The sequence below is a fragment of the Scytonema sp. UIC 10036 genome (genome assembly GCF_009725235.1).
Genome location: NZ_WJFC01000041.1, coordinates 52,538 through 77,543, shown reverse-complemented (window position 1 = coordinate 77,543; position 25,006 = coordinate 52,538). Strand labels below are relative to the sequence as shown.

Sequence of the window (25,006 nt, the reverse complement as noted above, 5' to 3'; positions counted from 1 at the left end):
CCACCCTAACCCTCCCCTTATAAAGGGGAGCCACTGCGCCATCGCGGCTTTGCCGACTTGAAGCACGTGGCGTGAGGGAACTCAATTTCTCTTATTTCCCCCCTTTATAAGGGGGAGCCACTGCGCCATCGCGGGTTTCCCGACTTGTAGCAAGTGGCGTGGACTAAGGGGGGTAATCATGTGATTAAAATGACAGCTAACCACTTTTCAAACATCCTCTAAGTATTTCACGAAAGCAAAGGATTCTATTTCTTTTGTAGGTAGTGGTATTTTTAGTGATGTTGCTTATGGTAGGGGTGCTGGTGGTAGTATCTCCCTAGACGCTGGAAACTCAATTCTACTGACTCAAGAACTCATCTTTGATAGTGAAGCAATTAGCGATCGCGGCAATATGCTTCCTACTGCAATGCCAGCTAAAACTCTTGTTTCTCAAACGGAAGTGGCATAATGGAGAAAGAATAGATGGCAATACTGCAAGGGCTGAGAGAAATTGTAGAAACCCAACAAATGGAGATAAATGTTGGGTTTCGTTCCTCAACCCAACCTACCTTGAATTTGTGTTTTTAGTATCAGAAATATGTACTTACTATAAAAGAATACCAAAACTTTATCCTTAAATTCTTAGCGCCTTTGCGACGGCAGGCGCTTCAACTCTGGGAACCAGAGCAACGCGCTGCCTCGTCTTTGCGTGAGTTTTATTTAGGGTATATAAGCGGACGTGATATGAGCTAGTGTTCGGAAAAACACTGACACGCTTGTTTATAGTTGCGTGCTAGCGCTAACACTTCAATTCCCCAAATTTAGGACTCCACCAACCTTTTTGTGTAGTAAAATAAGCCACATCTTTATGTTTTTGGTCATTTCGGGATTTGGGGTCAGAACAGCGCAGCATTTTCTTATTTTGCCCTTCTTTTATATAGTTATACTCCTCTAAAGGTTTCTGACATACCGGACAGGGATATTCTGTTATCTGGGCTGGGGGCTTTTGAGGGTTTTCTGTTGTGGCTGCTTTTGCGCGTGGCGCTTCCCAGGTTTTGCTGTATTCACTCCAAAAAAGAACGACATCTTCACACCCGCTCACACATTTCAGAAAGTATTTCTTTTTAACTTTACTGCTCTTAATTTTGGCTAAGTAATTCTTGCACTGAGGACAACGTGTTCTGGAAGTCTCAAATTTGCCTTTATCTACAGTAGGCGCTTTGACTCCATTTGATGAACTCACAGCTACAGTTTTTGCTTTTACCAGTGCTGGTGCAAAGTAATTCTGATTCCAATTTGTCAGGTAGTTCTGCCATGGTTGTTTTCCTGAAGCGATCGCATCTAGAGCATCTTCCATCTTGGCAGTAAATTCTGTTTGTAGTAAATCGGGTAATGCTTTTAATAAAAAAGCGTCTACTTCCAAACCCAAGCTGGTTGGTTGTAGGCTCTCTTTTGTTAACTGTACGTAATCCCGTTTCTTTAGGGTGGCAATGGTGGGAGAATAGGTACTTGGACGACCGATTCCTTTGCGTTCCATCAGTTGGACTAATTTTGGTTCGCTGTAGCGTGGTGGTGGTTGCGTTTGTTTTTTCTCGTGTCCTGCATTCTCTAAAGTTAGTATCTGTCCTTCTTGCAGGGTTGGTAACAGTGTATCTTTACTGAGATTTGACCAATATCGAGCATAACCCAGAAATTCAACAACTTGTCCTCTGGCTTGCCATAAGATTTCACCAGATTGGGTAAGTATCAGTGTTTTCCGCAGTTGGGCGGGACGACATTGGGATGCCATGGCTCGTTTCCAAATCATCACGTACAGGTTAAACTCATCTGCAGGCAGTTCTACTCGCAACTCGGATGATGGACGAAACACGTTAGTGGGACGGATTGCTTCATGAGCTTCCTGAGCAGTTTTGTTACTCCGATGTCTAGCCGTTTTTGGCGGTACATTCTGGGGGTCGTTTTCCTCCAACCATTTTCGAGCATCGGCGCAGAATTCAGGGCTAAGCATCACTGAGTCTGTCCGCATATAAGTAATTAACCCCGCCTCATACAACTTTTGAGCTAGTATCATGGTTCTGTCTGGAGCAAATCGCAACCTTGAACCCGCCGCTTGCTGTAGAGTAGAGGTGATAAAGGGTGGCGGTGGTTGGCGGTTGGCAATCTTCCCTTCAAATTTGATGACTTGGTGGGGATGACGCCGCGCCTCTTCTACCAAACGATCTGCTTCTGCTTCGGAAAGAACGCGAGTAGACTCTGGGGCTTCTTTGGTGTTACTTGCTGCATCGTCATGGGCTTCCGGTTCGTTTGAAGAAGACTCCGTGCGTTCGCCAACGTTCCCTTTATAAAAAGCCCGGAATCCCTCAACATAATCTACCCAAACACTCCAATAATCTTGAGGAACAAAAGACTGAATTTCCCTTTCACGCTGACAAATCAAATGTAGAGTTGCGCTTTGGACTCGCCCAACACTTTTTGCTCCATTATTCAAAGCCCAAACCAACGGGCTACCCTTGTAACCGACTAACTTATCAAGACAATCTCGGCACAATCCCGCCCCTACCAAGTTTACGTCAAGGTTTCTAGGATTGGCAATGGCAGCCTTAACCGCAGACTCCGTAATCTCCGTATAAACCACCCGTTTTGGGTTTTTGAGACCCAAAGCTTCTTTGAGATGCCAAGCAATAGTTTCTCCCTCCCGATCTGGATCTGTTGCTAGGACAACTTCCTGAACCTGCTTGACAGCCGCCTTTAGCTGTTGAATCGTTTCCCGTGCTTGTTGGTCGCGAGGTATATAACGACATTCTACAGTGCTACCTTCCATTACAAATCCCAAAGAATCCTCACCCTCATTGCTGAGTTCGCGAATGTGACCGCAACTAGCACGCACAATCCAATCGCTTCCCAGAATTTGACTGAGTTTTTTAACTTTACCAGGGGATTCGACCACTAGAAGGCGTTTAGCCATGGCATCTTACCTTTTGATATTATCCAACAGAGGGCTACTATGTTTTTTATAGTACACTTGTTTTGAGTTGGAAAGTATCATGCACTGTTAGCTAGTAGGTGGATGCCAGTTACTCTCTATCCACAACGCTCTTGCCTCAGTGATATACTCATTGTTTAACCGCAAAGCAATTACAGTTGCTCTCCCTGTTGGTGTTAGACCTGCAACATGAGTTCCACCGTTAACCCAAGTAAAATGTTCGCGCCAAGATTGTTGTCGCGGGTTAAATAATGGAGCTAACTGACCAGTTTGTGGGTCTGTGGCATGAGTTTTTGTTCCTTTAAATTCGTTACAACGATAACAAGAAGCTGCTAAATTTTCACCCTCATCTTTGCCACCAGCAGTTTTGGGAAGAATATGCTCCATCACCAAAGGCATACCAATCAAACGAGAGTTGGTTTGACAATATTCACATCTATAATTAGCTCTTGCCAAAACCTCGGAACGAATTTTTTCAGGGATGGACATAAGTTATTCGGGTAATTCATTCAAGTTTGGTAATTTATGTCCTCGCCAACGGAGAATTGACCAAGCATAAGCTTTTTGTAACATCAAGCGATCTGCGGCTATCCTTAACTCACTCAGTTCTTGGCGTTCAGAAGGAGTTAGTTCTCCATTTTGATTTTTCTCTAATAATTCTACATGGCGTTGTTGTTGCTCCTCAACAATTTGACTTTGGGCAATTGAGAGTAATTCTGTATTATCTTTGATTTGCATCTGTAAAAGTTCTGCTTGCATCTCCACTGGAGCATTGTCAGGTGTGGGAGGTAAATTACTGACAATACTTTGAGCGGCTAGTATTTCTAGTGGTTGCTGGGTTGCTAGGGCGATACGAGCCAATTGCTGAAAAACTGGTTCGGGGAGTTCAAGCGTGACTTTTTGCATTGTCATTGGTTGGAGGAGTTAGCTTGTTGTCTATATCTTTTAATAGTACACTTGTTAAAATTTTATATGTTGGTTGGCAACGCCGCTTTGATATCAGTATTGCCAAGGCTAACACTTCATGTTAAAAACATTAGGAACTGATGTACTATATATCTAGGGAGTCGGTGATATGACGCTAGAAATCAAGTTAGAATCAACACCCCAGACACCATCAGTTGTGGATTGGGAACCCCCAATGCCGCCCACCGATTTAATATTTGATGATGGTGTACCCTTGGAGACAAATCGCCACCGGATTGCAATGAATGCCCTGATTCGGTCAATGTTGATTGCATTGGCAAACCGCAATGATTATTTTGCGGGGGGTAATATGTTTGTTTACTACAGTAGCACTCAAGCAAAGAATCGAGATTTCCGAGGACCAGATTTCTTCGTGGTTTTAGATGTAGACGGGAGCATCTCTCGACAAGGATGGGTGGTGTGGGATGAAGGAGGACGCTATCCTGATGTCATTGTCGAATTGCTCTCACAAAGCACCGCAGAAATTGATAAGGGAGAGAAAAAACAACTTTACGAAAGAGTGTTTAAAACACCAAATTACTATGTGTTTGACCCTTTTAACCCTAGTTCTTTCCAAGGGTGGGCTTTGGATAATAAACAGAAGTATCAGCCGTTAGGAGCAAATGAAAAAGGATGGCTGTGGTGCGAAATGCTGGGATTATGGCTGGGAACTTGGGAAGGAACTATCGATCGCGAAACAGCCGTTTGGTTGCGATTTTACGATAAACAAGGAAACCTTATCTTGTTACCCGAAGAAGCAGAACGCCAACGGGCTGAAGCGGAACGCCAACAAGCTGAAGCAGAACGCCAACGGGCTGAAGCGGAACGCCAACGGGCTGAAGCGGAACGCCAACAAGCTGAAGCGGAACGCCAACGGGCTGAACGTTTAGCAGCTAAGTTACGAGAGTTGGGAGTAGATCCAGAGAATTTGTAATTCCAATTTGTCAGGTTGTTCTACCATCATTAGACATCTCCAGAAATTAACCCTGTTTTATCACTTTCGTCAAAGAAAATTTGAAACCCCGTTTTTACGTTAGTCCGCGAAGGCGGACTTTGTTTGTATAGCCGCGAATTCTATTCGCTTCAATTATTCTCTCTCTAGAATGACAAAAGAGGGTTAATTATGCATAACCTGAAAGTCTTAGTAGGGGCGCTCTTGCATTGCGCCCTTACATCTTTATTGGAGATGTCTAATGATTGACTTTTATAGTACATTTGTGTCGAACGCCCTGGTTAAAATAAAAGGGTACAGTTGAAACAAAGTCAAGCCTATGGCAATTCGACAACCACGCTACAGTAAAGAAGAGTTTGCAAGGGCGTGGCAATGAGAATCGCTGCAACAGATCGGCTTTATGAGCGGTATCCGGATGCTCAACCTTGGGTAATCCGAATTGAACATCGTGCTGTTTACCGCTTTGGATCTTGGAGCTTGACAAACGGTACGATCCACAAATAGTCACTTGTTAAAATTGTATATATTAGTTGGCAACGCCGCTTTGATATCAGTATTGCCAAGGCTAACACTTCATGTTAAAAACATTAGGAACTGATGTACTATATATCTAGGGAGTCGGTGATATGACGCTAGAAATCAAGTTAGAATCAACACCCCAGACACCATCAGTTGTGGATTGGGAACCCCCAATGCCGCCCACCGATTTAATATTTGATGATGGTGTACCCTTGGAGACAAATCGCCACCGGATTGCAATGAATGCCCTGATTCGGTCAATGTTGATTGCATTGGCAAACCGCAATGATTATTTTGCGGGGGGTAATATGTTTGTTTACTACAGTAGCACTCAAGCAAAGAATCGAGATTTCCGAGGACCAGATTTCTTCGTGGTTTTAGATGTAGACGGGAGCATCTCTCGACAAGGATGGGTGGTGTGGGATGAAGGAGGACGCTATCCTGATGTCATTGTCGAATTGCTCTCACAAAGCACCGCAGAAATTGATAAGGGAGAGAAAAAACAACTTTACGAAAGAGTGTTTAAAACACCAAATTACTATGTGTTTGACCCTTTTAACCCTAGTTCTTTCCAAGGGTGGGCTTTGGATAATAAACAGAAGTATCAGCCGTTAGGAGCAAATGAAAAAGGATGGCTGTGGTGCGAAATGCTGGGATTATGGCTGGGAACTTGGGAAGGAACTATCGATCGCGAAACAGCCGTTTGGTTGCGATTTTACGATAAACAAGGAAACCTTATCTTGTTACCCGAAGAAGCAGAACGCCAACGGGCTGAAGCGGAACGCCAACAAGCTGAAGCAGAACGCCAACGGGCTGAAGCGGAACGCCAACGGGCTGAAGCGGAACGCCAACAAGCTGAAGCGGAACGCCAACGGGCTGAACGTTTAGCAGCTAAGTTACGAGAGTTGGGAGTAGATCCAGAGAATTTGTAATTCCAATTTGTCAGGTTGTTCTACCATCATTAGACATCTCCAGAAATTAACCCTGTTTTATCACTTTCGTCAAAGAAAATTTGAAACCCCGTTTTTACGTTAGTCCGCGAAGGCGGACTTTGTTTGTATAGCCGCGAATTCTATTCGCTTCAATTATTCTCTCTCTAGAATGACAAAAGAGGGTTAATTATGCATAACCTGAAAGTCTTAGTAGGGGCGCTCTTGCATTGCGCCCTTACATCTTTATTGGAGATGTCTAATGATTGACTTTTATAGTACATTTGTGTCGAACGCCCTGGTTAAAATAAAAGGGTACAGTTGAAACAAAGTCAAGCCTATGGCAATTCGACAACCACGCTACAGTAAAGAAGAGTTTGCAAGGGCGTGGCAATGAGAATCGCTGCAACAGATCGGCTTTATGAGCGGTATCCGGATGCTCAACCTTGGGTAATCCGAATTGAACATCGTGCTGTTTACCGCTTTGGATCTTGGAGCTTGACAAACGGTACGATCCACAAATAGTCACTTGTTAAAATTGTATATATTAGTTGGCAACGCCGCTTTGATATCAGTATTGCCAAGGCTAACACTTCATGTTAAAAACATTAGGAACTGATGTACTATATATCTAGGGAGTCGGTGATATGACGCTAGAAATCAAGTTAGAATCAACACCCCAGACACCATCAGTTGTGGATTGGGAACCCCCAATGCCGCCCACCGATTTAATATTTGATGATGGTGTACCCTTGGAGACAAATCGCCACCGGATTGCAATGAATGCCCTGATTCGGTCAATGTTGATTGCATTGGCAAACCGCAATGATTATTTTGCGGGGGGTAATATGTTTGTTTACTACAGTAGCACTCAAGCAAAGAATCGAGATTTCCGAGGACCAGATTTCTTCGTGGTTTTAGATGTAGACGGGAGCATCTCTCGACAAGGATGGGTGGTGTGGGATGAAGGAGGACGCTATCCTGATGTCATTGTCGAATTGCTCTCACAAAGCACCGCAGAAATTGATAAGGGAGAGAAAAAACAACTTTACGAAAGAGTGTTTAAAACACCAAATTACTATGTGTTTGACCCTTTTAACCCTAGTTCTTTCCAAGGGTGGGCTTTGGATAATAAACAGAAGTATCAGCCGTTAGGAGCAAATGAAAAAGGATGGCTGTGGTGCGAAATGCTGGGATTATGGCTGGGAACTTGGGAAGGAACTATCGATCGCGAAACAGCCGTTTGGTTGCGATTTTACGATAAACAAGGAAACCTTATCTTGTTACCCGAAGAAGCAGAACGCCAACGGGCTGAAGCGGAACGCCAACAAGCTGAAGCAGAACGCCAACGGGCTGAAGCGGAACGCCAACGGGCTGAAGCGGAACGCCAACAAGCTGAAGCGGAACGCCAACGGGCTGAACGTTTAGCAGCTAAGTTACGAGAGTTGGGAGTAGATCCAGAGAATTTGTAATTCCAATTTGTCAGGTTGTTCTACCATCATTAGACATCTCCAGAAATTAACCCTGTTTTATCACTTTCGTCAAAGAAAATTTGAAACCCCGTTTTTACGTTAGTCCGCGAAGGCGGACTTTGTTTGTATAGCCGCGAATTCTATTCGCTTCAATTATTCTCTCTCTAGAATGACAAAAGAGGGTTAATTATGCATAACCTGAAAGTCTTAGTAGGGGCGCTCTTGCATTGCGCCCTTACATCTTTATTGGAGATGTCTAATGATTGACTTTTATAGTACATTTGTGTCGAACGCCCTGGTTAAAATAAAAGGGTACAGTTGAAACAAAGTCAAGCCTATGGCAGTTCGACAACCACGCTACAGTAAAGAAGAGTTTGCAAGGGCGTGGCAATGAGATTTATCAGTCTCAAGTGCGTCAACAAGTCGAGGAAGGCAATCATGGCAAGATTGTGGCGATTGATATCGAAAGCGGAGCCTTTGAAGTTGCAGACAATACGATCGCTGCAACAGATCGGCTTTATGAGCGGTATCCGGATGCTCAACCTTGGGTAATCCGAATTGGACATCGCGCCGTTTACCGCTTTGGATCTCGCAGCTTGAAACAAACGGTATGATGCACGGTTTCGTTAATCAGAGTTGTGAAGCAGTGATTCGGGTTGCAGTTAGTCGTGCCGATGCTCCAAAGCAGACAATTGAAGCAGTGATTGACACAGGTTTTACAGGCTTTCTGTCCCTTCCAAGCACAACGATCGAGTCTCTGGGCTTACCTTGGATATTCCGAGATGTTGCAACTTTGGGCGATGGCAGCGAAGCGATTTTTGAAATGTATCGTGCGATCGTTATTTGGGATAGTCAGCCTCGAGTTGTAGACGTAGCAGCCTCAGAAGCCGATCCACTTGTGGGAATGAGTTTGCTGTATGGGTTTAAGCTTGAGATTGAAACAGTTGAAGGTGGCAGCGTGATTATCAAAGCGTTGAGGTAAATTACTGACGATACTTTGAAACCGTAAGCTTTAGAACCTTGACTGTTTGTGTTGTCATTGGTAGCAAGAGAGCTTGTTGTTTCTATTTTTAGAGTACATTTGTTTAAAGTTTTGTCAGGAAGCAACAATTCTTCCTAAATGCTTGAGGATTCTCAAAACTTCAGAGAGATTATTCCGATATTGAGAACGAGTTGCAAATAAGTCAGAAATACCGTATTGATTTCCCAAAGTTTTCACAAATAAATAACTGCTTCCGTTTGTAACCATACCATACAGAGGTTGTGCGGTTTCAGGATAAGTCGCCATGTAAGCTAATGTTTGGGGAAGTGCAACCTCTAAATCAAAAGTCGTTTTTTTTGCCTCAACTAGAACAATCCATAATTTACCTTGCAACACCAGCGCATCGATCCGTCCGCTTAAAATTTCATCGTTATCGCCTAGGGCTTCAATCTTAACAGATACTTCTGTTTTAAATTTATAAGGTGCTTGATAAAAACCTGCTAACTCAAGCAACGGCGAAAGCACCACCATTTTTACAGTTTCTTCTAGAAGAATTCCTTCAGAAATCTGGTAGAGATAGTTTTGTCGTACCTGTTCTAACCTTAACTGCTCTTGTTCGCTCAATACAGGTTGCTCGGTCATCCATTCTGTAAAAAACTGGCTATCCTCAGTCAGTGTTAAGCCCAATTTCTCCTGAACTTGTCCAAAGGTTGTGATATCTTCTGCGATCGCGAAGCGCAAGCCGTACCCGGCTTATCGCAAGGCTTCTAGTCATAGTCAACCATATAGTTCTTCAATTCATTTTTCCATTAAACATTTTAGATCTTGTATGCGCTCTTGGGACTGTTTCCATAAATCCTCCTGCATCTCATTGTGAAACAGAGAAAGTAGAATAGCGAGTGCAAATATTATGTGTATACGACAGCGCATACATGGAAGCTGTTTACAGTAATTTTCACCTTCGTGAGCTATAGTCAAGAATAAATAGACATCTCCAGAAATTAATTATGCATGACCTGAAAGTCTTAGTAGGGGCGCTCTTGCATTGCGCCCTTACATCTTTATCGGAGATGTCTAATGATTGACTTTTATAGTACATTTGTGTCGAACGCCCTGGTTAAAATAAAAGGGTACAGTTGAAACAAAGTCAAGCCTATGGCAATTCGACAACCACGCTACAGTAAAGAAGAGTTTGCAAGGGCGTGGCAATGAGAATCGCTGCAACAGATCGGCTTTATGAGCGGTATCCGGATGCTCAACCTTGGGTAATCCGAATTGAACATCGTGCTGTTTACCGCTTTGGATCTTGGAGCTTGACAAACGGTACGATCCACAAATAGTCACTTGTTAAAATTGTATATATTAGTTGGCAACGCCGCTTTGATATCAGTATTGCCAAGGCTAACACTTCATGTTAAAAACATTAGGAACTGATGTACTATATATCTAGGGAGTCGGTGATATGACGCTAGAAATCAAGTTAGAATCAACACCCCAGACACCATCAGTTGTGGATTGGGAACCCCCAATGCCGCCCACCGATTTAATATTTGATGATGGTGTACCCTTGGAGACAAATCGCCACCGGATTGCAATGAATGCCCTGATTCGGTCAATGTTGATTGCATTGGCAAACCGCAATGATTATTTTGCGGGGGGTAATATGTTTGTTTACTACAGTAGCACTCAAGCAAAGAATCGAGATTTCCGAGGACCAGATTTCTTCGTGGTTTTAGATGTAGACGGGAGCATCTCTCGACAAGGATGGGTGGTGTGGGATGAAGGAGGACGCTATCCTGATGTCATTGTCGAATTGCTCTCACAAAGCACCGCAGAAATTGATAAGGGAGAGAAAAAACAACTTTACGAAAGAGTGTTTAAAACACCAAATTACTATGTGTTTGACCCTTTTAACCCTAGTTCTTTCCAAGGGTGGGCTTTGGATAATAAACAGAAGTATCAGCCGTTAGGAGCAAATGAAAAAGGATGGCTGTGGTGCGAAATGCTGGGATTATGGCTGGGAACTTGGGAAGGAACTATCGATCGCGAAACAGCCATTTGGTTGCGATTTTACGATAAACAAGGAAACCTTATCTTGTTACCCGAAGAAGCAGAACGCCAACGGGCTGAACGTTTAGCAGCTAAGTTGCGAGAGTTGGGAGTAGATCCAGAGAATTTGTGATTCCAATTTGTCAGGTTGTTCTACCATCATCGTTTTTCTAAAGCGATCTGCGGCTATCCTTAACTGACTCAGTTCTTGGCGTTCAGAAGGAGTTAGTTCGCCATTTTGATTTTTCTCTAATAGTTCTACATGACGTTGTCGTTGCTCCACAACAATTTGACTTTGGGCGATTGAGAGTAACTCTGTATTATCCTTGGTTTGCATTTGTAAAAGTTCTGCTTGCATTTCCACTCTTTGCAGTTCAAGCGTGACTTTTTGCATTGTCATTGGTTGGAGGAGCTAGCTTATTGTCTATATCTTGAATAGTACACTTGTTAAAATTTTATATGTTGGTTGGCAACGCCGCTTTGATATCAGTATTGCCAAGGCTAACACTTCATGTTAAAAACATTAGGAACTGATGTACTATATATCTAGGGAGTCGGTGATATGACGCTAGAAATCAAGTTAGAATCAACACCCCAGACACCATCAGTTGTGGATTGGGAACCCCCAATGCCGCCCACCGATTTAATATTTGATGATGGTGTACCCTTGGAGACAAATCGCCACCGGATTGCAATGAATGCCCTGATTCGGTCAATGTTGATTGCATTGGCAAACCGCAATGATTATTTTGCGGGGGGTAATATGTTTGTTTACTACAGTAGCACTCAAGCAAAGAATCGAGATTTCCGAGGACCAGATTTCTTCGTGGTTTTAGATGTAGACGGGAGCATCTCTCGACAAGGATGGGTGGTGTGGGATGAAGGAGGACGCTATCCTGATGTCATTGTCGAATTGCTCTCACAAAGCACCGCAGAAATTGATAAGGGAGAGAAAAAACAACTTTACGAAAGAGTGTTTAAAACACCAAATTACTATGTGTTTGACCCTTTTAACCCTAGTTCTTTCCAAGGGTGGGCTTTGGATAATAAACAGAAGTATCAGCCGTTAGGAGCAAATGAAAAAGGATGGCTGTGGTGCGAAATGCTGGGATTATGGCTGGGAACTTGGGAAGGAACTATCGATCGCGAAACAGCCGTTTGGTTGCGATTTTACGATAAACAAGGAAACCTTATCTTGTTACCCGAAGAAGCAGAACGCCAACGGGCTGAAGCGGAACGCCAACAAGCTGAAGCAGAACGCCAACGGGCTGAAGCGGAACGCCAACGGGCTGAAGCGGAACGCCAACAAGCTGAAGCGGAACGCCAACGGGCTGAACGTTTAGCAGCTAAGTTGCGAGAGTTGGGAGTAGATCCAGAGAATTTGTAATTCCAATTTGTCAGGTTGTTCTACCATCATTGTTTTCTTGAGGCGATCGCTATGACTCAAACCTGCAAAACATCCATGACTTTTGAGGAGTACCTACGCTATGACGATGGAACAGATAAGAAGTATGAATTTGTGGGTGGAGAATTAGTTGAAATACCTCCCGAAAGCCCTCTAAACTCCAGAATTTCACTTTTTTTAGCGCTTCAATTTGCCAAGCTTGTATTGGAAGCCCTACTTTTGCACCTGTCTCAGTGAAAGAAATTCCTCAATTTATTGAAGCGGCTAGAAAGAATGGGGAAATAGCAGCTATTCGAGCTTTCCGTACTTGGGTTAACAGCCTTATATGAGTTGCTGATTGAAGAGAGAACCAGATCGTATCTTTCCTTAGCAAGCGATATTATAATAATAAACAACAAGTTTACTCTCTTACAAAAAAAGCTGATGGCTCAGGCAATTCTTAACGAAATTCTCAATCAACTTCAAGAACTTGAACTGCAAGAACTGCAGGAACTTAAGCAAGCAGTTCAGCAGCAACTGGTGACTAAATCGCCGACACCTAAGTCTACCACTTTTCACCAAGCATTGCTAGATTCTGGTCTAGTAAAACAAATTAAGCAGCCGAATTACCGTCAACAAACAGAACAAAAATTAATAAAAATACAGGGAAAATTCCTTTCTGAGACAATCATTGAGGAAAGGCGTTAGTAAATGGCAGTTTACTTTATTGATAGTAGTGCTCTTGTCAAACGCTATGTAAATGAGACTGGTTCTACTTGGGTTTTAGGGTTATTTAATCCCATACTGAACAACGAGATATTTATTGGAGCTATTACAGGTGTTGAAATCGTTGCGGCTATTTCACGAAGAACTCGAGGTGGAAGTCTCAGTTCTAGCGATGCTACTACACTATGCAATTTGCGCTCTGACTGGTAACGCAACGTAAAAACGCCTTGTCTTTAGAGAGCCAAATTTAGCGCTGCATAAAAGTTACCTGCAATTTGATTATGATTTGATGTTTCACCAGTCATAGGAATAATTTCACCGTTAATGTATTCATGACGTTGTTCTGAGTTAATCTCTAATTCTAAATATTCTTCGCTAGTATAGTTTTTTGTCTCGTCAGCTTGTATTACCATGGGTTTGAATCCTCAAGCTTTAAGTTGCTAATTAACTCTGCTTCACAGTTGTAGGTCTATTTTGATCCTACATAGCTACACTCGTATCTCATGAGGTATCCGTGGAAAATCAAACTATTGCCAATCCCAAACCCTTTTTGCTCCAACCATCAAGTTATCAAGTTTGGGCGCAAGCAAGTGCTCGATTTCTCTATCAGGCTGGATATGGGACTATCCAATTCTTTATCCCACTAATTTTTGTCAATCAGTTGAATTTCTCGGCAACGGTGGTGGGAATTGCCATAGGTTGTGGCGCGTTGGCTGGAGTGGTGGGGCATTTTTTGGGAGGTTATTTAGCTGATTCTCCCTATTATGGTCGCAAACGAACGCTTTTATTTTCGGCTTTGCTGTCGATTCTAGCAGCGATCGCATTAACATTCCTGCCCAACTTATCAATGCTGATTGTTACAAATTTGCTCATGGGGTTGAGTGCTGGATGTTATTGGACAGCCGCCGATGCAGCAGTGATTGATGTCACTCCTCCAAAAGAACACCAAAAAGCATTTGCTATTTTAGTACTTGCAGATAGTCTTGGTAGTGGGTTGGGAATCTTGAGTGGTGGAATCATACTTTCCTCAGTCACGCAACCGCAAACGCTCTTTCTCATCGCAGGGCTAGTTCTCGTGGTGTTTTTGGTAACAGTTCTAGTTGCGATCGCGGACTCCCATCAAGAGGCGAACGAACATTCCGATCCGCTACAAGGATTTAGCTTGGCATTAAAAGATAGCTCCCTGCAAGTCTTTATGTTAGTCAACGTTCTTTTTACAACTTATATTGCTTTAGTTAGCACTACATTACCGCTATATTTTACCAACTTTGTTTTAACTGAGATTTCACAAACAACTTCAGATGCAGGCTCGTCATTGTTGAGTGTTACCAATCTGTTTACTTGGTGCTACGTAGGTATTGGTTCAGTGTTACAGTTACCATTAGTACAAATGTTGAATTCCCTGTTAAATGTTCGAGTTCTTAGCATTTCCATGTTACTATGGGTTGCTGGATTCGTTTTGGTCTCGGCAACCCACCTGATGCCGTCAATTATACTTGCTGGAACAATCGCTTCCTTCTCTGTATTGTCCATTGCAAGTACTATTTATAAACCATTTGCGCCAGCACTCATAGCTGAGTTGGCACCAAAATCATTGCGAGCAGTTTATCTTGCGATCGGCTATCAATGTTGGTCAATTGGCTATTTCGTTGGACCGATAGTAGGAGGTTGGGCAATGGATCGTTCCCCAGCGATCGCTCATGGCTTGTGGATCGCAACCGCTATCAGCTGCTTTGTCGGTTTATTCATGCTGCATATTCTCAGACTGAAGAAGTTTGCCCCTGTTGGCTGAGCTATCTATCATCCGTTTGTCTCAAAATTATTTCTCCAACACTCCCTCTGCGCCCTCTGCGCCTCTGCGGTTTTAAAAAATTTTTAACTCCTATCGCGCTTAATAGATTACTTAATTAAATGAACCACAAAGACGAGCCAGTGCGCTGGACGGGTTCCCCGGCTTGAAGCACCTGGCGTCGCAAAGGACACGAAGAAAGAGGAGAAGAAATTCGTTCATCTTATGGCGATGACCTGTAAATTAATTAGTTTGTAGTTGCGCTGTCTATGCCTGCGGCACGCAAGGGCGGCGAACACTTGCATCAAAACTACAAACGTAGTATAAGTATTTATCCAAACACTGGAACCTAAATGCCGCTCGTCTTTGTATAAAATTCACTACACAATGCCAACAAATGATACTAGAAAAAGAAAGTTTGAGATTACTTCAAGAAGCACTAGCACGACTAGAAGAAGGTTTTCACAATTTACCAAAATGCGATCGCTCTCCTAACCTAGATGCTCTCTTACCAGTCCTTTTGGAAGTTGCAGAGCGGATGCAAGATAATTTTCCCTATCCCCATCCCCTCTATGCTGGGCAAATGCTCAAACCTCCCACGGAAATTGCCCGTCTTGCTTACACCCTATCCCTTTGGATCAATCCCAACAATCACGCTCTTGATGGCGGACGAGCAAGTTCGGCAATGGAGAGGGAAGCAGTTGCAGAAATTGCCAAAATGTTCGGTTGGGAAAGTCATTTAGGGCATCTGTGCAGTGGCGGGACGATGGCAAATTTAGAGGGATTGTGGGTTGCAGGAAATTTACAACCCAACAAAAAAGTTGTCGCTTCTCATCAAGCACACTACACCCATTCAAGAATTTGTGGAGTGCTCCGCCTTCCCTTCCAATCCGTTTCCTGTGACAGTCGCGCCCGCATGGATGTAGCAGCCCTGAAAAAACTTTTACAAGAAGATGATATTGGAACGGTGGTTGTCACTATCGGGACAACGGCAACTGGTTCTATCGATCCGCTACCTGAGATTCTCCAACTACAGGCTGAATATGGATTCCGCATTCATGCAGATACCGCCTACGGAGGTTACTTCACCTTAGTAGATAATCTGGATGCGGAAACCAGAGCCGCTTTTGACTGTCTCGATCGCGTTGATTCCATTGTTGTCGATCCCCACAAACACGGACTCCAACCTTACGGTTGTGGCTGCATTCTCTTCAAAGATCCCTCTGTTGGGACGCTTTATAAACATGATTCGCCCTACACCTATTTTAGTTCTGAGGAACTACATTTAGGTGAAATTAGCCTGGAATGTTCAAGATCGGGTTCATCGGCAGTAGCACTGTGGGCAACTCAACGGTTGTTACCTCTAATTCGGGGCGGTCAGTTTGCTGCTTCTTTGAGTCAGTCAAGAAAAGCAGCACTGACTCTTTTTGAAAAGCTGCAAAATGATTCGCGGTTTATAGTGCCTTTTCCACCGCAACTAGATATCGTTGTTTGGGCTGTAAAATCTCAGAGTGCAAGTAAATCTTCACAACTCGCAAAGGAGATTTTTGAAGCAGCAGCACGGGAAAATCTTCACTTAGCTATAGCGAATTTACCAAAAGAGTTATTCTTAGAAACTGAGGAAAAAATCAATTGGGATCGGGAAAATATTACCTGTTTGCGCTCTTGCTTGATGAAACCCGAACATCTAGATTGGATAGACCAAATTTGGCAGAGGCTTGATGCAGTAACGACAAAAGTACTTCACTAAATCTATAAAATTTCTCAATACAAACAATGAAATCCTATTTTAAACGATGCAATATAGCGAGATCGAAGAGACTGCTAGTTGTATTTCCCAGGTTTTTTCAAGTTGTGAACCCATCACCAAATTTCTTGTACTATCCATATAGCACCACAATTGCCGTTTACAAATTTTCTTCTTTCAGGTAAATGAACCACATCTTTTTTATCTCACGCAAAGGCGCAAAGGCGCAAAAGAATTAAGAGTGTAGTCTCAATAAATGAAAACCGCTGTAAATATAGCAGTTTTCACTTGAACGAAGTACAGTTTTATCCGCGTCCATCCGCGTCCATCTGCGGTTACGTAACTTTTTTATGTATCGTACCCAATTGAAACCCGCTATAAACAACAACAGCGTAGCTGATTTGAAGTTTTATCGCTACTCTGTTTTTATGTTCTGCAAAAATTTCCTAGGAAAAAACAGTCTGCAAAATTCAGATATTTTTATTTTTTTGAAGCAAATGCTTTAGTTATATAGGGCTATAATTCAATGTCATTTTAACTAGACTTGCTTTATCTGGTAGACTATCAGTTTGAAGAGTGTGTCAAGAACAGACACGAGCACCTTAAGGAAATTTTGATGAAACGCGATTCCATTTACTACCAAATTTTTAAGCGCTCGCCTGGATTACTTTTTGAACTAGTTAATGACCCTCCTGAAGCAGCACAGAATTATCGATTTGAGTCGGTTGAAGTCAAAGAAACTGCGTTTCGCATTGATGGAGTGTTTTTACCTCCTGTGGGTGCAAAATCTAAAATTGTGTTTTTTGCAGAAGTCCAATTTCAAAAAGATGAAGGTCTTTACCATCGATTTTTTACTGAGTCAATGATGTTCCTCAACCGAAATCGGTCAGAGTATGACGATTGGTTTTGTGTAGTCATTTTTCCATCACGCTCTTTGGAACCAAAAGATCAAAAAACTCATCGAATGTTTCTTAACAGCGACCAAGTGGAGCGAGTTTATCTAGACGAGTTAGGCTAGCCAAACCAGCAACCAGTCGGTATCAACTTGATGCAGTTGACAATTGCATCGGAACAAGAGATGGCAGAGCAAGCGCGTCGATTGATTGAGCGAGTACAATTAAACGTAAATAGCCCACCGTTTTGAACGGGTAAAGAATAGGCAATCTGGTCGCGTCCCGCAGATCCATCGCCTGTAAGATTGCTGAAAAATGTTCCACGATGTTCTGGGGTGACTTGAATAGTTACGTCAGCATTGGACTGTCAGAATACATGACAGCCCTTTGAAAATCATTTGTAACAATAAATAGCGAAAGTAGAGGCGTTGCAATAGACATCTAAATTTTCTTGACAGTACAAAGACTTATCGAACTGTGTTGACCTAAACTACGTTGTTGGTTCTAACAACAAACCTGACATATCTAATACACGTTCAGAGTATGTTTCTGCTGTTATAGCTAGTTCTCCACGTTTTTTATCGTTTGACCAAATATTGTCCCAAGTTCTCTCCCACAATGCTAGTTGAACTTGAATATTGACTAATTCCTCGGCAAGTTCTGGCTCAATTTCTGCTGCCGTCCATTCGATAAAATCTTTTGTCTGGGCGATTATACCTAATACCCCTTTCTCATAATTATTGTGGCAAAACGTCCTCAAACGTGCCAGATTTGAAGCTATGTGTCCTAAGCGCAAGGAAATATTGTCGCGTTGAAAATATATTTGTTCTTCACTTGTATTTGATTTCATAACCACCTATCAAATCTTGAGTAATTTGTTTAACTCGCTCTCGAATATCTGGGTCTTGAATAATCATCGAACGATTATTTTTGCTGGGTCGAATATTAATAATTGATTCATAATCTATTGATTGGTTAAACGGAGTCCAATCAGCACCCCAAATATCTTGTTGCCGACTTCCATCAAGAAGCAGTTCCGCTTCGCAATCCGCGTGTTGCCGACCTCCTCCAACCAAAATACCGCGTTCAATATCTACCGCCACCTTTATATAAATCCTTAAGGTTTGCAGCATTTGCTCAACTTGTTCAAAAGTTGCTCGCTCCTTAATTATAAGTATCAACTCCTTGCCCCGTATAATAGCTTAAATTTTATCATTTTTATTGTCAACTGTCTGCATACATTTTTCAAGCGTCTGTGGACAGGTTACATTAAAATGGAAATTGGAGATTTGGTTGCGAGCAAGTGTGAAAATTAAGCGAGTTGTAGAGTACGTTAGGGAATTTCCAGGTCTAGGAGAAAAAATACGACTTGCAAGGGAGCTTGACGGGCGTCCACTGACTCAAATCTGTCGTGAATGCGGGTTAAGTCGTTCCTACTGGTATCAGTTAGAGGCAGAGGATATGAGGGCATCAGCAACAGAAGAAGTAATTCGCAAAGTAGAAAAAGCTTTGAATGTTGATTTAGGCGTATGCTTCGATGATTAAATCATGTACCAGCCAATAAACTTTTCTTTCTGTAAGCGCAAAAGGTCGGAAAAAGTCGGCTCTTCTTAGTAAATTTACGTAAATAAAGTTAATGATGTGAAGATACAGTAGTAAACAGAGTGCTGCTACCAAAATCAATGACAGTTGAAGAAGCGATCGCGATTGTACATGGTCGTTATCTGTCTATACTCACCGCGAATTATGTCGCGATCGTCAGAGTGAAACAGAGACAAAAATAAAAAATATTTACTGGATGTCATGGGGATTTTCTTGGGAACTCATACCTGAGCGTATTTACGATGCTTATAAAGAAAGTAATTATCGAACAATACCACATGAAAAATTACCAACTCAGAACAAACCCTCCACATTGCTACGTTTAGATACAGAGTTCATGAAGATTGTTGAATCTTTTCATTTTCCAAATGGTTATTTAGCTTGTTCCCCGCAATTCATACCAAGTTCTCAACCTCTCCCAGAAGGAAAAGATAAATCAACACATGGATATATTATTTGCGTTGTTTTATCTGATGATAAGCCCAAGGGTGAGTTTTGGATATTTGATGCCAATGATTTTAATGGTAAACCTATATATCGTCTGAGTCATCAAAACCTTCACTTAAGATTGACCATTCATTCGACTTGGTTACCAGAAATTAAAAAATCTCATAATTCAGAAACTACTGACAGAAAAAAAAGAAGAGAAGATTCTTTAAAATTAGATTGTGATGTTTTAGTGCGAAAAGGAAGTGCAAAGCTCCAAAAAATTTTTGATGATGTAGTTTACCCACATTTTATTCAGCAAACTCCTGAAGATGAACTACTAAGAGATGATTTATAAAGTAAACATTAAGACACTGTAGGTTGGGTTGAGGAACGAAACCCAACAATTTCATTATATGTTGGGTTTCTTTCTACACAATACATTTAGCCATTTAAGATTTCCTTTATAAATGACCTCTAAAATCTTTAAGAGAAGCAGATAAAAATAACTTATAACCTAGTAGATACATTAATCCTCTTTAAGATCTCATTTATAAAGTAAACATTAAGACATCGTGGGTGGGATTGAGCGACGAAATCTAACAATTCGATTCAATGTTGGGTTTCGTTCCTCAACCCAACCTACGTAATATCTGATATTTGCGATTTAAGATTGACTTTATAAATGACCTCTAAAAACGTATTTTTGTAAAGTTGAGAGCATTAAATCAGTACGTTGTTCTAGTCGAGAAACATTCCCTCGATCAATTTGAAGTCGTTCTGCGAGCTGCTCTTGAGTAAGTTTGAGTGCAAGTCTTACGTTGTTGTCGTATCATTTCCTCTGCTATCAGTTCGGCTGAACGCTCTTTAATCTCTTTTTGTTGCTCCAATGGTAATTGCTTGATTTTTTCTCTCAAAGTTTTACCCATATTCAATCTCACTTTTCCTCTAGTGTTGCTAAATAACTTTGATGACTTGCAACAAGAATTAAACCGTGGCTGAATATCCTGTAATTAACACTTCCCCACTATAGCAATCCTATATCATTTATAAACAATCTTAGGTACTGTAGGTAGGAGGGCTATGCCACACAATAGACTTGGTGGGCAATGCCCACCCTACTACTACATATATTTTATAAATCAAATAGGATTGTTATACTTAATTCCTAATCTGAACTGGCATAGCTAAATAAGTCATCTTCACACCACTGATAGGTGTAAAAATCACTGGAGTCAGATTTGAGTTCAGTTGCATTTGAATTTCCGTAGAAGGCAATGCTTTTAAACCTTCCATCAGATACTTAATATTAAAAGCAATGTCTATTTCCTCTCCCAATATCTGTGCTGGTAAGGACTCTCTACCACTCCCCACATCTTGCGCTTCACAAGATAAAGTGATTTCTTGCGCTTCACTGTCTATACTAACTTTAACTATATTATTCTTCTGGTCTGCCAACACCGCAATTCGCTCTAAAGTACTCAGAAATTGTTTTCTATCTAAAGTTAGCTCGCGCTCAAATTGTCGGGGAATCAGCTGACGGTAAGATGGATACTGTCCTTCCAAAGTCCGGCTAGTCAACCGTTGATTTTGCCATTCAAAAATAACCTGTCCTTGATCCAGCGACATAACGATCGCTTCATCGGACGAAGCACTATGAGCTAGCATCCGTTCGAGTTCTCGCAAAGCTCTAGCTGGTAGTGTTACCTCAAGGTTGGTTTCACTACTTGTCTCCGTACTGTCATTTGTAGTTTGTACTACAGCTAAACGATGTCCGTCGGTAGCAGCAAATTCGAGGGAGTCTTGTTGAACTGTGAGATGAACTCCGGTGAGTACTTGTTTGGTTTCATCACTACTTGTTGCAAACAAAGAACCCTTCAATCCGTCAATTAATGCACTAGCAGTAATCTGAATCGATGTGTCATTTTCGATCGCAGGTAGTTCTGGAAAATCTTCTGCTCCCATTGCTCGTACTTCATAACGCCCGCTTTTTGGCGTTAGGGATACAATTAAGCCTTCGCCACTGATGTTATCTCCTTTAGCAGCTGACTCTTCTTCTAAAGTGATTTCTCCTTCTGGAAGACGAGCAGTAATATCATTCAACAACTTAGCAGGAATTGCAATTGCTCCCCCCTGCAATACCTCAGCTTTGAAACTGGTACGGATACCCAAATTGAGGTCAAAAGCTGTGAGGCTAACTTGGTTGGTTTCCGCATCTGCTTGTAGAAGCACGTTAGCCAGTACCGGATGAGTCGGACGGGAAGGTACAGCGCGATTTGTGAGTGAGAGGTTAGTACTGAGATCGCTTTGGGTACAAACTAGTTTCATGGTCGAAAGAATGCAAGTGTGTTGGATATGGTAACACCCTTGTTGCAAATGTGAGGAGTGGGAGAAAGCAAAAAGTCTAACATTTTAGATTTTGGATGCTTGGATTCAGAAAGCGTTACATAAAAGGAAATACGACTATGAAAGTACTACTAAAGATAGAGCTATTAAGCAGTTGTCGTGTTTCCTGTGGAAAATGTGGAAAACTTACCTCAAATGTTTGTTTGTGAAAGATAGGCTGTGGATAACTTGTGGAAAAGATGGGGGGTTTTTCCACAGGGTAGTTATACTTAAAATGAAGTTTTCCACCGAAGGTGTGAAGTTTTCCACAGATTTCGTGTTAGTTTTCCACAAAAAATAATAAACTTTCCACAAGCTAATATTAGCTTAAAGAATTTTTATACTTTACTTAACATTTAATATCTCACGCAAAGTCGCAAAGTCGCCAAGAAAAGTTTTGCGACTTTGCGACTTTGCGTGATTTACAAAAATTTATCTACCGGAATTTTCATTTTGAACCACGCAAGCGATCGCTCAATTGACGTAGAGTTTGCACCAAATTTTGGTCGGTTTCCTTAAGTTGAGTAATTTTTTCACAGCTATACATGACTGTTGTATGATCTTTACCGCCAAACTCTTCTCCTATTCTCGGCAAACTCAAATCGGTATGTTGGCGCATGAGATACATCCCAATCTGACGCGCCCAGCTAATTTCTCGCCGTCGGGAATTTCCTTTCAAGTCTTCTATTGATACATCAAAAGTATCCGCAATAACTGATAAGATAATATCTGGTGTCGATTCTACCTTCTCAGTTGGTGGCTCTAAAACGGGAGTAATACTTTCTACTGTCATGGGCAAGCCCCAAATAGAAATATACGCCAATGCACGAATTAATGCTCCTTCTAATTCTCGAATGTTAGAAGTATAGTGTGAGGCAATATATTCAATAACATCTCTTGGGAGGCGAATATTTTCATATTCAGCTTTTTTTTGTAAAATCGCCATCCGCGTTTCTAAGTCAGGAGGTTGAATGTCAGCTATCAATCCCATGGAGAATCGGGAACACAACCGTTCTTGCAAGCGAGGAATTTGGTTGGGAGGGCGATCGGATGCCAAGACAACTTGTTTGCCTGCTTCATGTAAAGTATTAAAGGTGTGGAAAAACTCTTCTTGGGTATACTCTTTCCCTTCAATAAACTGAATGTCATCCACTAAAAGCACATCCGCAGCACGATAATGCTCGCGAAAACTTTGCATACTATCTTTACGGATAGCAGTGATGAGATCGTTTGTAAATTGTTCCGTAGATACATAAAATATGCTGGAATCGGGATGAATCTCCAATCGATAGTGTCCGATCGCTTGCATGAGGTGCGTTTTCCCCAAGCCTACCCCTCCACATAAAAATAAGGGGTTAAATTCTCTCCCCGGAGATTCAGCAACCGCAAGGGAAGCCGCATGCGCCATCCGATTGTTAGCACCAACAACAAATCGCGAAAAGACGTACTTTGGATTTAATTCTGCTGTTTTGGTTCGTCTGGTGACTGTTTCTGACTTTGGAGCTTGAGTTGGTATTTCCCAAGAACCCTCCGTGTCTTCAAAATTGGGAACTTCTTCCCCTTGACCAACCGTTATATATATATCTACGCGATAACCTAGAATATCTTGTACTACATTAGCAATGGTTTTTATGTAATATTTTTGTAACCAATTGCGAGCAAATGGGTTGGGAGTGCGAATCACCAAGCAATTATTTTCAAATTGCTCTGCACTGGCAGTTTTAATCCAGGTTTCAAACGTGGGACGGGATAGCTCTATTTGCAAGCGTTCCAGTACCTGATTCCACAGACTGTCTATGGGCATTTCCATCATTTACCACCAATACGGGTGCGATCGTCACAATAATGAAGATATAAGCAACTTACAAATTTGACCAGTGACCAATGACCAATGACCAGTGACCAATGACCAATTTCTCAGGAGAAAACAACAACAGATGAAGACACCAGACCATGAATTTCAACCCAAATACGGCGACAAGCAACGTTTTTCGCCTCAACTTTCCTCAACCACTAAAATTGTATTTATGCTATTATGTAGTATGGCAGTGGCATCTCTTGGGGGTTGTTCGATACCAGCTGTAACTCTTGAGGCACAAAAGCCTAATGCGGAGTCACAAACTCAAAGTGAAAACACAGCCCAAAGCAATAATGAAACAACTAGCCCAGTTGTCGCACCAATATTTTCGGGGTCTGACGATCCAAACTTTGTAGTGGGAGTGGTCAAAAAAGTAGGACCAGCTGTGGTTCGTATTAATGCAGCTAGGACAATTTCGCAGCAGTTACCAGAAGAATTTGACGATCCATTTTTCCGAAGGTTTTTTGGGGATATAAGACCATCAGAACCAAGACAAAGGGTCGAACAGGGAAGTGGTTCTGGATTTATTATTAACTCCGCAGGGCAAATTCTCACCAATTCCCACGTGGTTAATGGAGCCGATCGCGTCACCGTTAAATTAAAGGATGGTCGTGAATTTGAAGGACGCGTACTGGGTGAAGATCCGGTAACGGATGTGGCGGTTATTAAAATAGATGCTGGTAAATTACCTACAGTCCCTCTTGGTAACTCAGAAAACTTGCAACCGGGAGAAGCGGTGATTGCTATTGGTAATCCTTTGGGATTGGACAACACTGTAACTTCGGGAATTCTCAGTGCTACAGGACGTTCTAGTAGTGATATTGGCGCTACCGATAAGCGAGTGGATTACATTCAAACCGATGCTGCTATTAATCCGGGTAACTCTGGGGGACCATTATTAAATGTTCGCGGTGAAGTCATTGGGATGAACACTGCTATTATTCGAGGTGCTCAAGGGTTAGGATTTGCCATTCCCATCAACACGGCGCGGCGAATAGCTCAAGAATTAATTTCTAAGGGAAAAGTAGACCATCCTTATTTGGGTATTCAGATGGTAACCTTAACACCAGAACTTAGAGACAAAATCAACTCCAGCGCTGAGGTTAATATTACTGCTAGCAAGGGAGTTCTGTTAGTTGATATTGTTCCCCGTTCTCCCGCCGCCTCCGCAGGTTTAAGACAAGGTGATATTATTCAAGGTATTAACAACCAACCTGTTACAAAAATAGAAGACGTCCAAAAAATAGTGGAAGGGAGCAAGATCGGAGAAACAATACAACTACAAGTACAACGGGATGGACAAACCACTCAAATAGGAGTTCGTCCCGCACCATTACCAGTTCGTCGTTATAGTTAATCATCTCT

At 42.1% G+C, this 25,006-nt stretch carries 29 protein-coding genes and 3 pseudogenes; 20 read left to right on the top strand and 12 right to left on the bottom strand.

Annotation, left to right across the window (positions count from 1 at the left end; all coding sequences use genetic code 11):
- Positions 1-778: 778 nt before the first annotated feature.
- The 3 genes from topA to F7734_RS20525 all read right to left on the bottom strand — a co-directional run bounded on the left by topA (position 779) and on the right by F7734_RS20525 (position 3,874).
- On the bottom strand, positions 779-2,944 hold the full coding sequence (topA, locus tag F7734_RS20535) for a type I DNA topoisomerase (RefSeq protein WP_155746399.1): 2,166 nt from the start codon (positions 2,942-2,944) through the stop codon (positions 779-781).
- 87 nt (positions 2,945-3,031) lie between these two features.
- Complete coding sequence (locus tag F7734_RS20530) at positions 3,032-3,451, bottom strand: HNH endonuclease signature motif containing protein (protein ID WP_155746398.1); 420 nt, start codon at positions 3,449-3,451, stop codon at positions 3,032-3,034.
- Between the two features lie 3 nt (positions 3,452-3,454).
- Positions 3,455-3,874: a hypothetical protein gene (locus F7734_RS20525; RefSeq protein ID WP_155746397.1), complete on the bottom strand. Its 420-nt coding sequence runs from the start codon at positions 3,872-3,874 to the stop codon at positions 3,455-3,457.
- A gap of 163 nt (positions 3,875-4,037) precedes the next feature.
- Here F7734_RS20525 and F7734_RS20520 point away from each other — a divergent pair, with 163 nt between their 5' ends.
- The 7 genes from F7734_RS20520 to F7734_RS20490 all read left to right on the top strand — a co-directional run bounded on the left by F7734_RS20520 (position 4,038) and on the right by F7734_RS20490 (position 8,782).
- Positions 4,038-4,862 carry a Uma2 family endonuclease gene (locus F7734_RS20520; RefSeq protein ID WP_155746393.1) on the top strand — a complete coding sequence of 275 codons (825 nt, stop codon included), beginning with the start codon at positions 4,038-4,040 and terminating at the stop codon, positions 4,860-4,862.
- 390 nt (positions 4,863-5,252) lie between these two features.
- A complete protein-coding gene (locus F7734_RS65435) occupies positions 5,253-5,384 on the top strand; it encodes a hypothetical protein (RefSeq protein ID WP_279239744.1) in 132 nt (43 codons plus the stop codon).
- Between the two features lie 122 nt (positions 5,385-5,506).
- On the top strand, positions 5,507-6,331 hold the full coding sequence (locus tag F7734_RS20510) for a Uma2 family endonuclease (RefSeq protein WP_155746393.1): 825 nt from the start codon (positions 5,507-5,509) through the stop codon (positions 6,329-6,331).
- A 390-nt stretch (positions 6,332-6,721) separates the two neighbouring features.
- On the top strand, positions 6,722-6,853 hold the full coding sequence (locus F7734_RS65430) for a hypothetical protein (protein ID WP_279239744.1): 132 nt from the start codon (positions 6,722-6,724) through the stop codon (positions 6,851-6,853).
- Between the two features lie 122 nt (positions 6,854-6,975).
- Positions 6,976-7,800 carry a Uma2 family endonuclease gene (locus F7734_RS20500; RefSeq protein ID WP_155746393.1) on the top strand — a complete coding sequence of 275 codons (825 nt, stop codon included), beginning with the start codon at positions 6,976-6,978 and terminating at the stop codon, positions 7,798-7,800.
- A 374-nt stretch (positions 7,801-8,174) separates the two neighbouring features.
- Positions 8,175-8,414 carry a hypothetical protein gene (locus F7734_RS20495; protein ID WP_243146985.1) on the top strand — a complete coding sequence of 80 codons (240 nt, stop codon included), beginning with the start codon at positions 8,175-8,177 and terminating at the stop codon, positions 8,412-8,414.
- The gene (locus F7734_RS20490; RefSeq protein ID WP_155746396.1) at positions 8,411-8,782 is read left to right on the top strand and encodes a clan AA aspartic protease; all 372 of its coding nucleotides are present in this window, start codon (positions 8,411-8,413) and stop codon (positions 8,780-8,782) included. Before F7734_RS20495 ends, F7734_RS20490 begins: the two co-directional genes overlap by 4 nt.
- Before the next feature lie 114 nt (positions 8,783-8,896).
- On the opposite strand, the gene F7734_RS20485 is transcribed toward F7734_RS20490, so the two are convergent.
- On the bottom strand, positions 8,897-9,523 hold the full coding sequence (locus F7734_RS20485; protein WP_155746395.1) for a hypothetical protein: 627 nt from the start codon (positions 9,521-9,523) through the stop codon (positions 8,897-8,899).
- A gap of 467 nt (positions 9,524-9,990) precedes the next feature.
- Between F7734_RS20485 and F7734_RS65425 the strand changes: the two genes are divergently transcribed.
- On the top strand, positions 9,991-10,122 hold the full coding sequence (locus tag F7734_RS65425) for a hypothetical protein (protein ID WP_279239744.1): 132 nt from the start codon (positions 9,991-9,993) through the stop codon (positions 10,120-10,122).
- A 122-nt stretch (positions 10,123-10,244) separates the two neighbouring features.
- Positions 10,245-10,964 carry a Uma2 family endonuclease gene (locus tag F7734_RS20475; RefSeq protein WP_155746394.1) on the top strand — a complete coding sequence of 240 codons (720 nt, stop codon included), beginning with the start codon at positions 10,245-10,247 and terminating at the stop codon, positions 10,962-10,964.
- On the opposite strand, the gene F7734_RS20470 is transcribed toward F7734_RS20475, so the two are convergent.
- Positions 10,917-11,231 (bottom strand): hypothetical protein, encoded by a 315-nt coding sequence (locus F7734_RS20470; protein WP_207714153.1) that lies wholly within the window; start codon positions 11,229-11,231, stop codon positions 10,917-10,919. The genes F7734_RS20475 and F7734_RS20470 overlap by 48 nt on opposite strands.
- Before the next feature lie 162 nt (positions 11,232-11,393).
- Here F7734_RS20470 and F7734_RS20465 point away from each other — a divergent pair, with 162 nt between their 5' ends.
- From F7734_RS20465 to F7734_RS20450, 5 genes and pseudogenes are all read left to right on the top strand, one after another.
- Entirely contained in the window at positions 11,394-12,218 is an 825-nt protein-coding gene (locus F7734_RS20465; protein WP_155746393.1) for a Uma2 family endonuclease, read from the top strand.
- 51 nt (positions 12,219-12,269) lie between these two features.
- Positions 12,270-12,473 carry a Uma2 family endonuclease gene (locus tag F7734_RS20460; protein ID WP_347566246.1) on the top strand — a complete coding sequence of 68 codons (204 nt, stop codon included), beginning with the start codon at positions 12,270-12,272 and terminating at the stop codon, positions 12,471-12,473.
- Positions 12,446-12,565 (top strand): annotated as a pseudogene (locus F7734_RS63655) (Uma2 family endonuclease); the annotation flags it as partial. The gene F7734_RS20460 and the pseudogene F7734_RS63655, both read left to right, overlap by 28 nt.
- Before the next feature lie 94 nt (positions 12,566-12,659).
- Positions 12,660-12,923, top strand: a complete 264-nt coding sequence (locus F7734_RS20455; RefSeq protein WP_155746392.1) for a hypothetical protein — start codon at positions 12,660-12,662, stop codon at positions 12,921-12,923.
- A 3-nt stretch (positions 12,924-12,926) separates the two neighbouring features.
- Positions 12,927-13,151, top strand: a complete 225-nt coding sequence (locus F7734_RS20450; RefSeq protein ID WP_243146984.1) for a type II toxin-antitoxin system VapC family toxin — start codon at positions 12,927-12,929, stop codon at positions 13,149-13,151.
- Between the two features lie 26 nt (positions 13,152-13,177).
- Here the strand turns inward: F7734_RS20450 and F7734_RS20445 are convergent.
- Positions 13,178-13,354, bottom strand: a pseudogene (locus F7734_RS20445) (Uma2 family endonuclease); the annotation flags it as partial.
- Between the two features lie 101 nt (positions 13,355-13,455).
- Here F7734_RS20445 and F7734_RS20440 point away from each other — a divergent pair.
- The 3 genes and pseudogenes from F7734_RS20440 to F7734_RS20430 form a co-directional block, all read left to right on the top strand.
- Complete coding sequence (locus tag F7734_RS20440; protein WP_166482025.1) at positions 13,456-14,733, top strand: MFS transporter; 1,278 nt, start codon at positions 13,456-13,458, stop codon at positions 14,731-14,733.
- A 394-nt stretch (positions 14,734-15,127) separates the two neighbouring features.
- Complete coding sequence (locus tag F7734_RS20435; protein ID WP_155746391.1) at positions 15,128-16,480, top strand: aminotransferase class I/II-fold pyridoxal phosphate-dependent enzyme; 1,353 nt, start codon at positions 15,128-15,130, stop codon at positions 16,478-16,480.
- Between the two features lie 613 nt (positions 16,481-17,093).
- Positions 17,094-17,597 (top strand): annotated as a pseudogene (locus tag F7734_RS20430) (Rpn family recombination-promoting nuclease/putative transposase); the annotation flags it as partial.
- A gap of 263 nt (positions 17,598-17,860) precedes the next feature.
- Here F7734_RS20430 and F7734_RS20425 read toward each other — a convergent pair.
- Together F7734_RS20425 and F7734_RS20420 are read right to left on the bottom strand one after the other, a co-directional pair.
- The gene (locus F7734_RS20425) at positions 17,861-18,220 is read right to left on the bottom strand and encodes a hypothetical protein (protein WP_155746390.1); all 360 of its coding nucleotides are present in this window, start codon (positions 18,218-18,220) and stop codon (positions 17,861-17,863) included.
- A complete protein-coding gene (locus tag F7734_RS20420) occupies positions 18,201-18,551 on the bottom strand; it encodes a DUF5674 family protein (protein WP_166482024.1) in 351 nt (116 codons plus the stop codon). Before F7734_RS20420 ends, F7734_RS20425 begins: the two co-directional genes overlap by 20 nt.
- 124 nt (positions 18,552-18,675) lie before the next feature.
- Between F7734_RS20420 and F7734_RS20415 the strand changes: the two genes are divergently transcribed.
- The gene (locus F7734_RS20415; protein WP_166482023.1) at positions 18,676-18,915 is read left to right on the top strand and encodes a helix-turn-helix transcriptional regulator; all 240 of its coding nucleotides are present in this window, start codon (positions 18,676-18,678) and stop codon (positions 18,913-18,915) included.
- A gap of 253 nt (positions 18,916-19,168) precedes the next feature.
- Complete coding sequence (locus F7734_RS20410; protein ID WP_155746388.1) at positions 19,169-19,756, top strand: carotenoid oxygenase family protein; 588 nt, start codon at positions 19,169-19,171, stop codon at positions 19,754-19,756.
- 321 nt (positions 19,757-20,077) lie between these two features.
- On the opposite strand, the gene F7734_RS63650 is transcribed toward F7734_RS20410, so the two are convergent.
- The 4 genes from F7734_RS63650 to dnaA all read right to left on the bottom strand — a co-directional run bounded on the left by F7734_RS63650 (position 20,078) and on the right by dnaA (position 23,593).
- Positions 20,078-20,167, bottom strand: a complete 90-nt coding sequence (locus tag F7734_RS63650) for a hypothetical protein (protein ID WP_347566247.1) — start codon at positions 20,165-20,167, stop codon at positions 20,078-20,080.
- A complete protein-coding gene (locus F7734_RS20405) occupies positions 20,163-20,327 on the bottom strand; it encodes a hypothetical protein (protein WP_243146983.1) in 165 nt (54 codons plus the stop codon). Before F7734_RS20405 ends, F7734_RS63650 begins: the two co-directional genes overlap by 5 nt.
- A gap of 232 nt (positions 20,328-20,559) precedes the next feature.
- A complete protein-coding gene (dnaN, locus tag F7734_RS20400; RefSeq protein ID WP_155746387.1) occupies positions 20,560-21,726 on the bottom strand; it encodes a DNA polymerase III subunit beta in 1,167 nt (388 codons plus the stop codon).
- A gap of 505 nt (positions 21,727-22,231) precedes the next feature.
- Positions 22,232-23,593 (bottom strand): chromosomal replication initiator protein DnaA, encoded by a 1,362-nt coding sequence (dnaA, locus tag F7734_RS20395; protein WP_155746406.1) that lies wholly within the window; start codon positions 23,591-23,593, stop codon positions 22,232-22,234.
- Positions 23,594-23,810: 217 nt separating this feature from the next.
- Between dnaA and F7734_RS20390 the strand changes: the two genes are divergently transcribed.
- Positions 23,811-24,998, top strand: a complete 1,188-nt coding sequence (locus F7734_RS20390) for an HhoA/HhoB/HtrA family serine endopeptidase (protein ID WP_166482028.1) — start codon at positions 23,811-23,813, stop codon at positions 24,996-24,998.
- Positions 24,999-25,006: the final 8 nt, after the last annotated feature.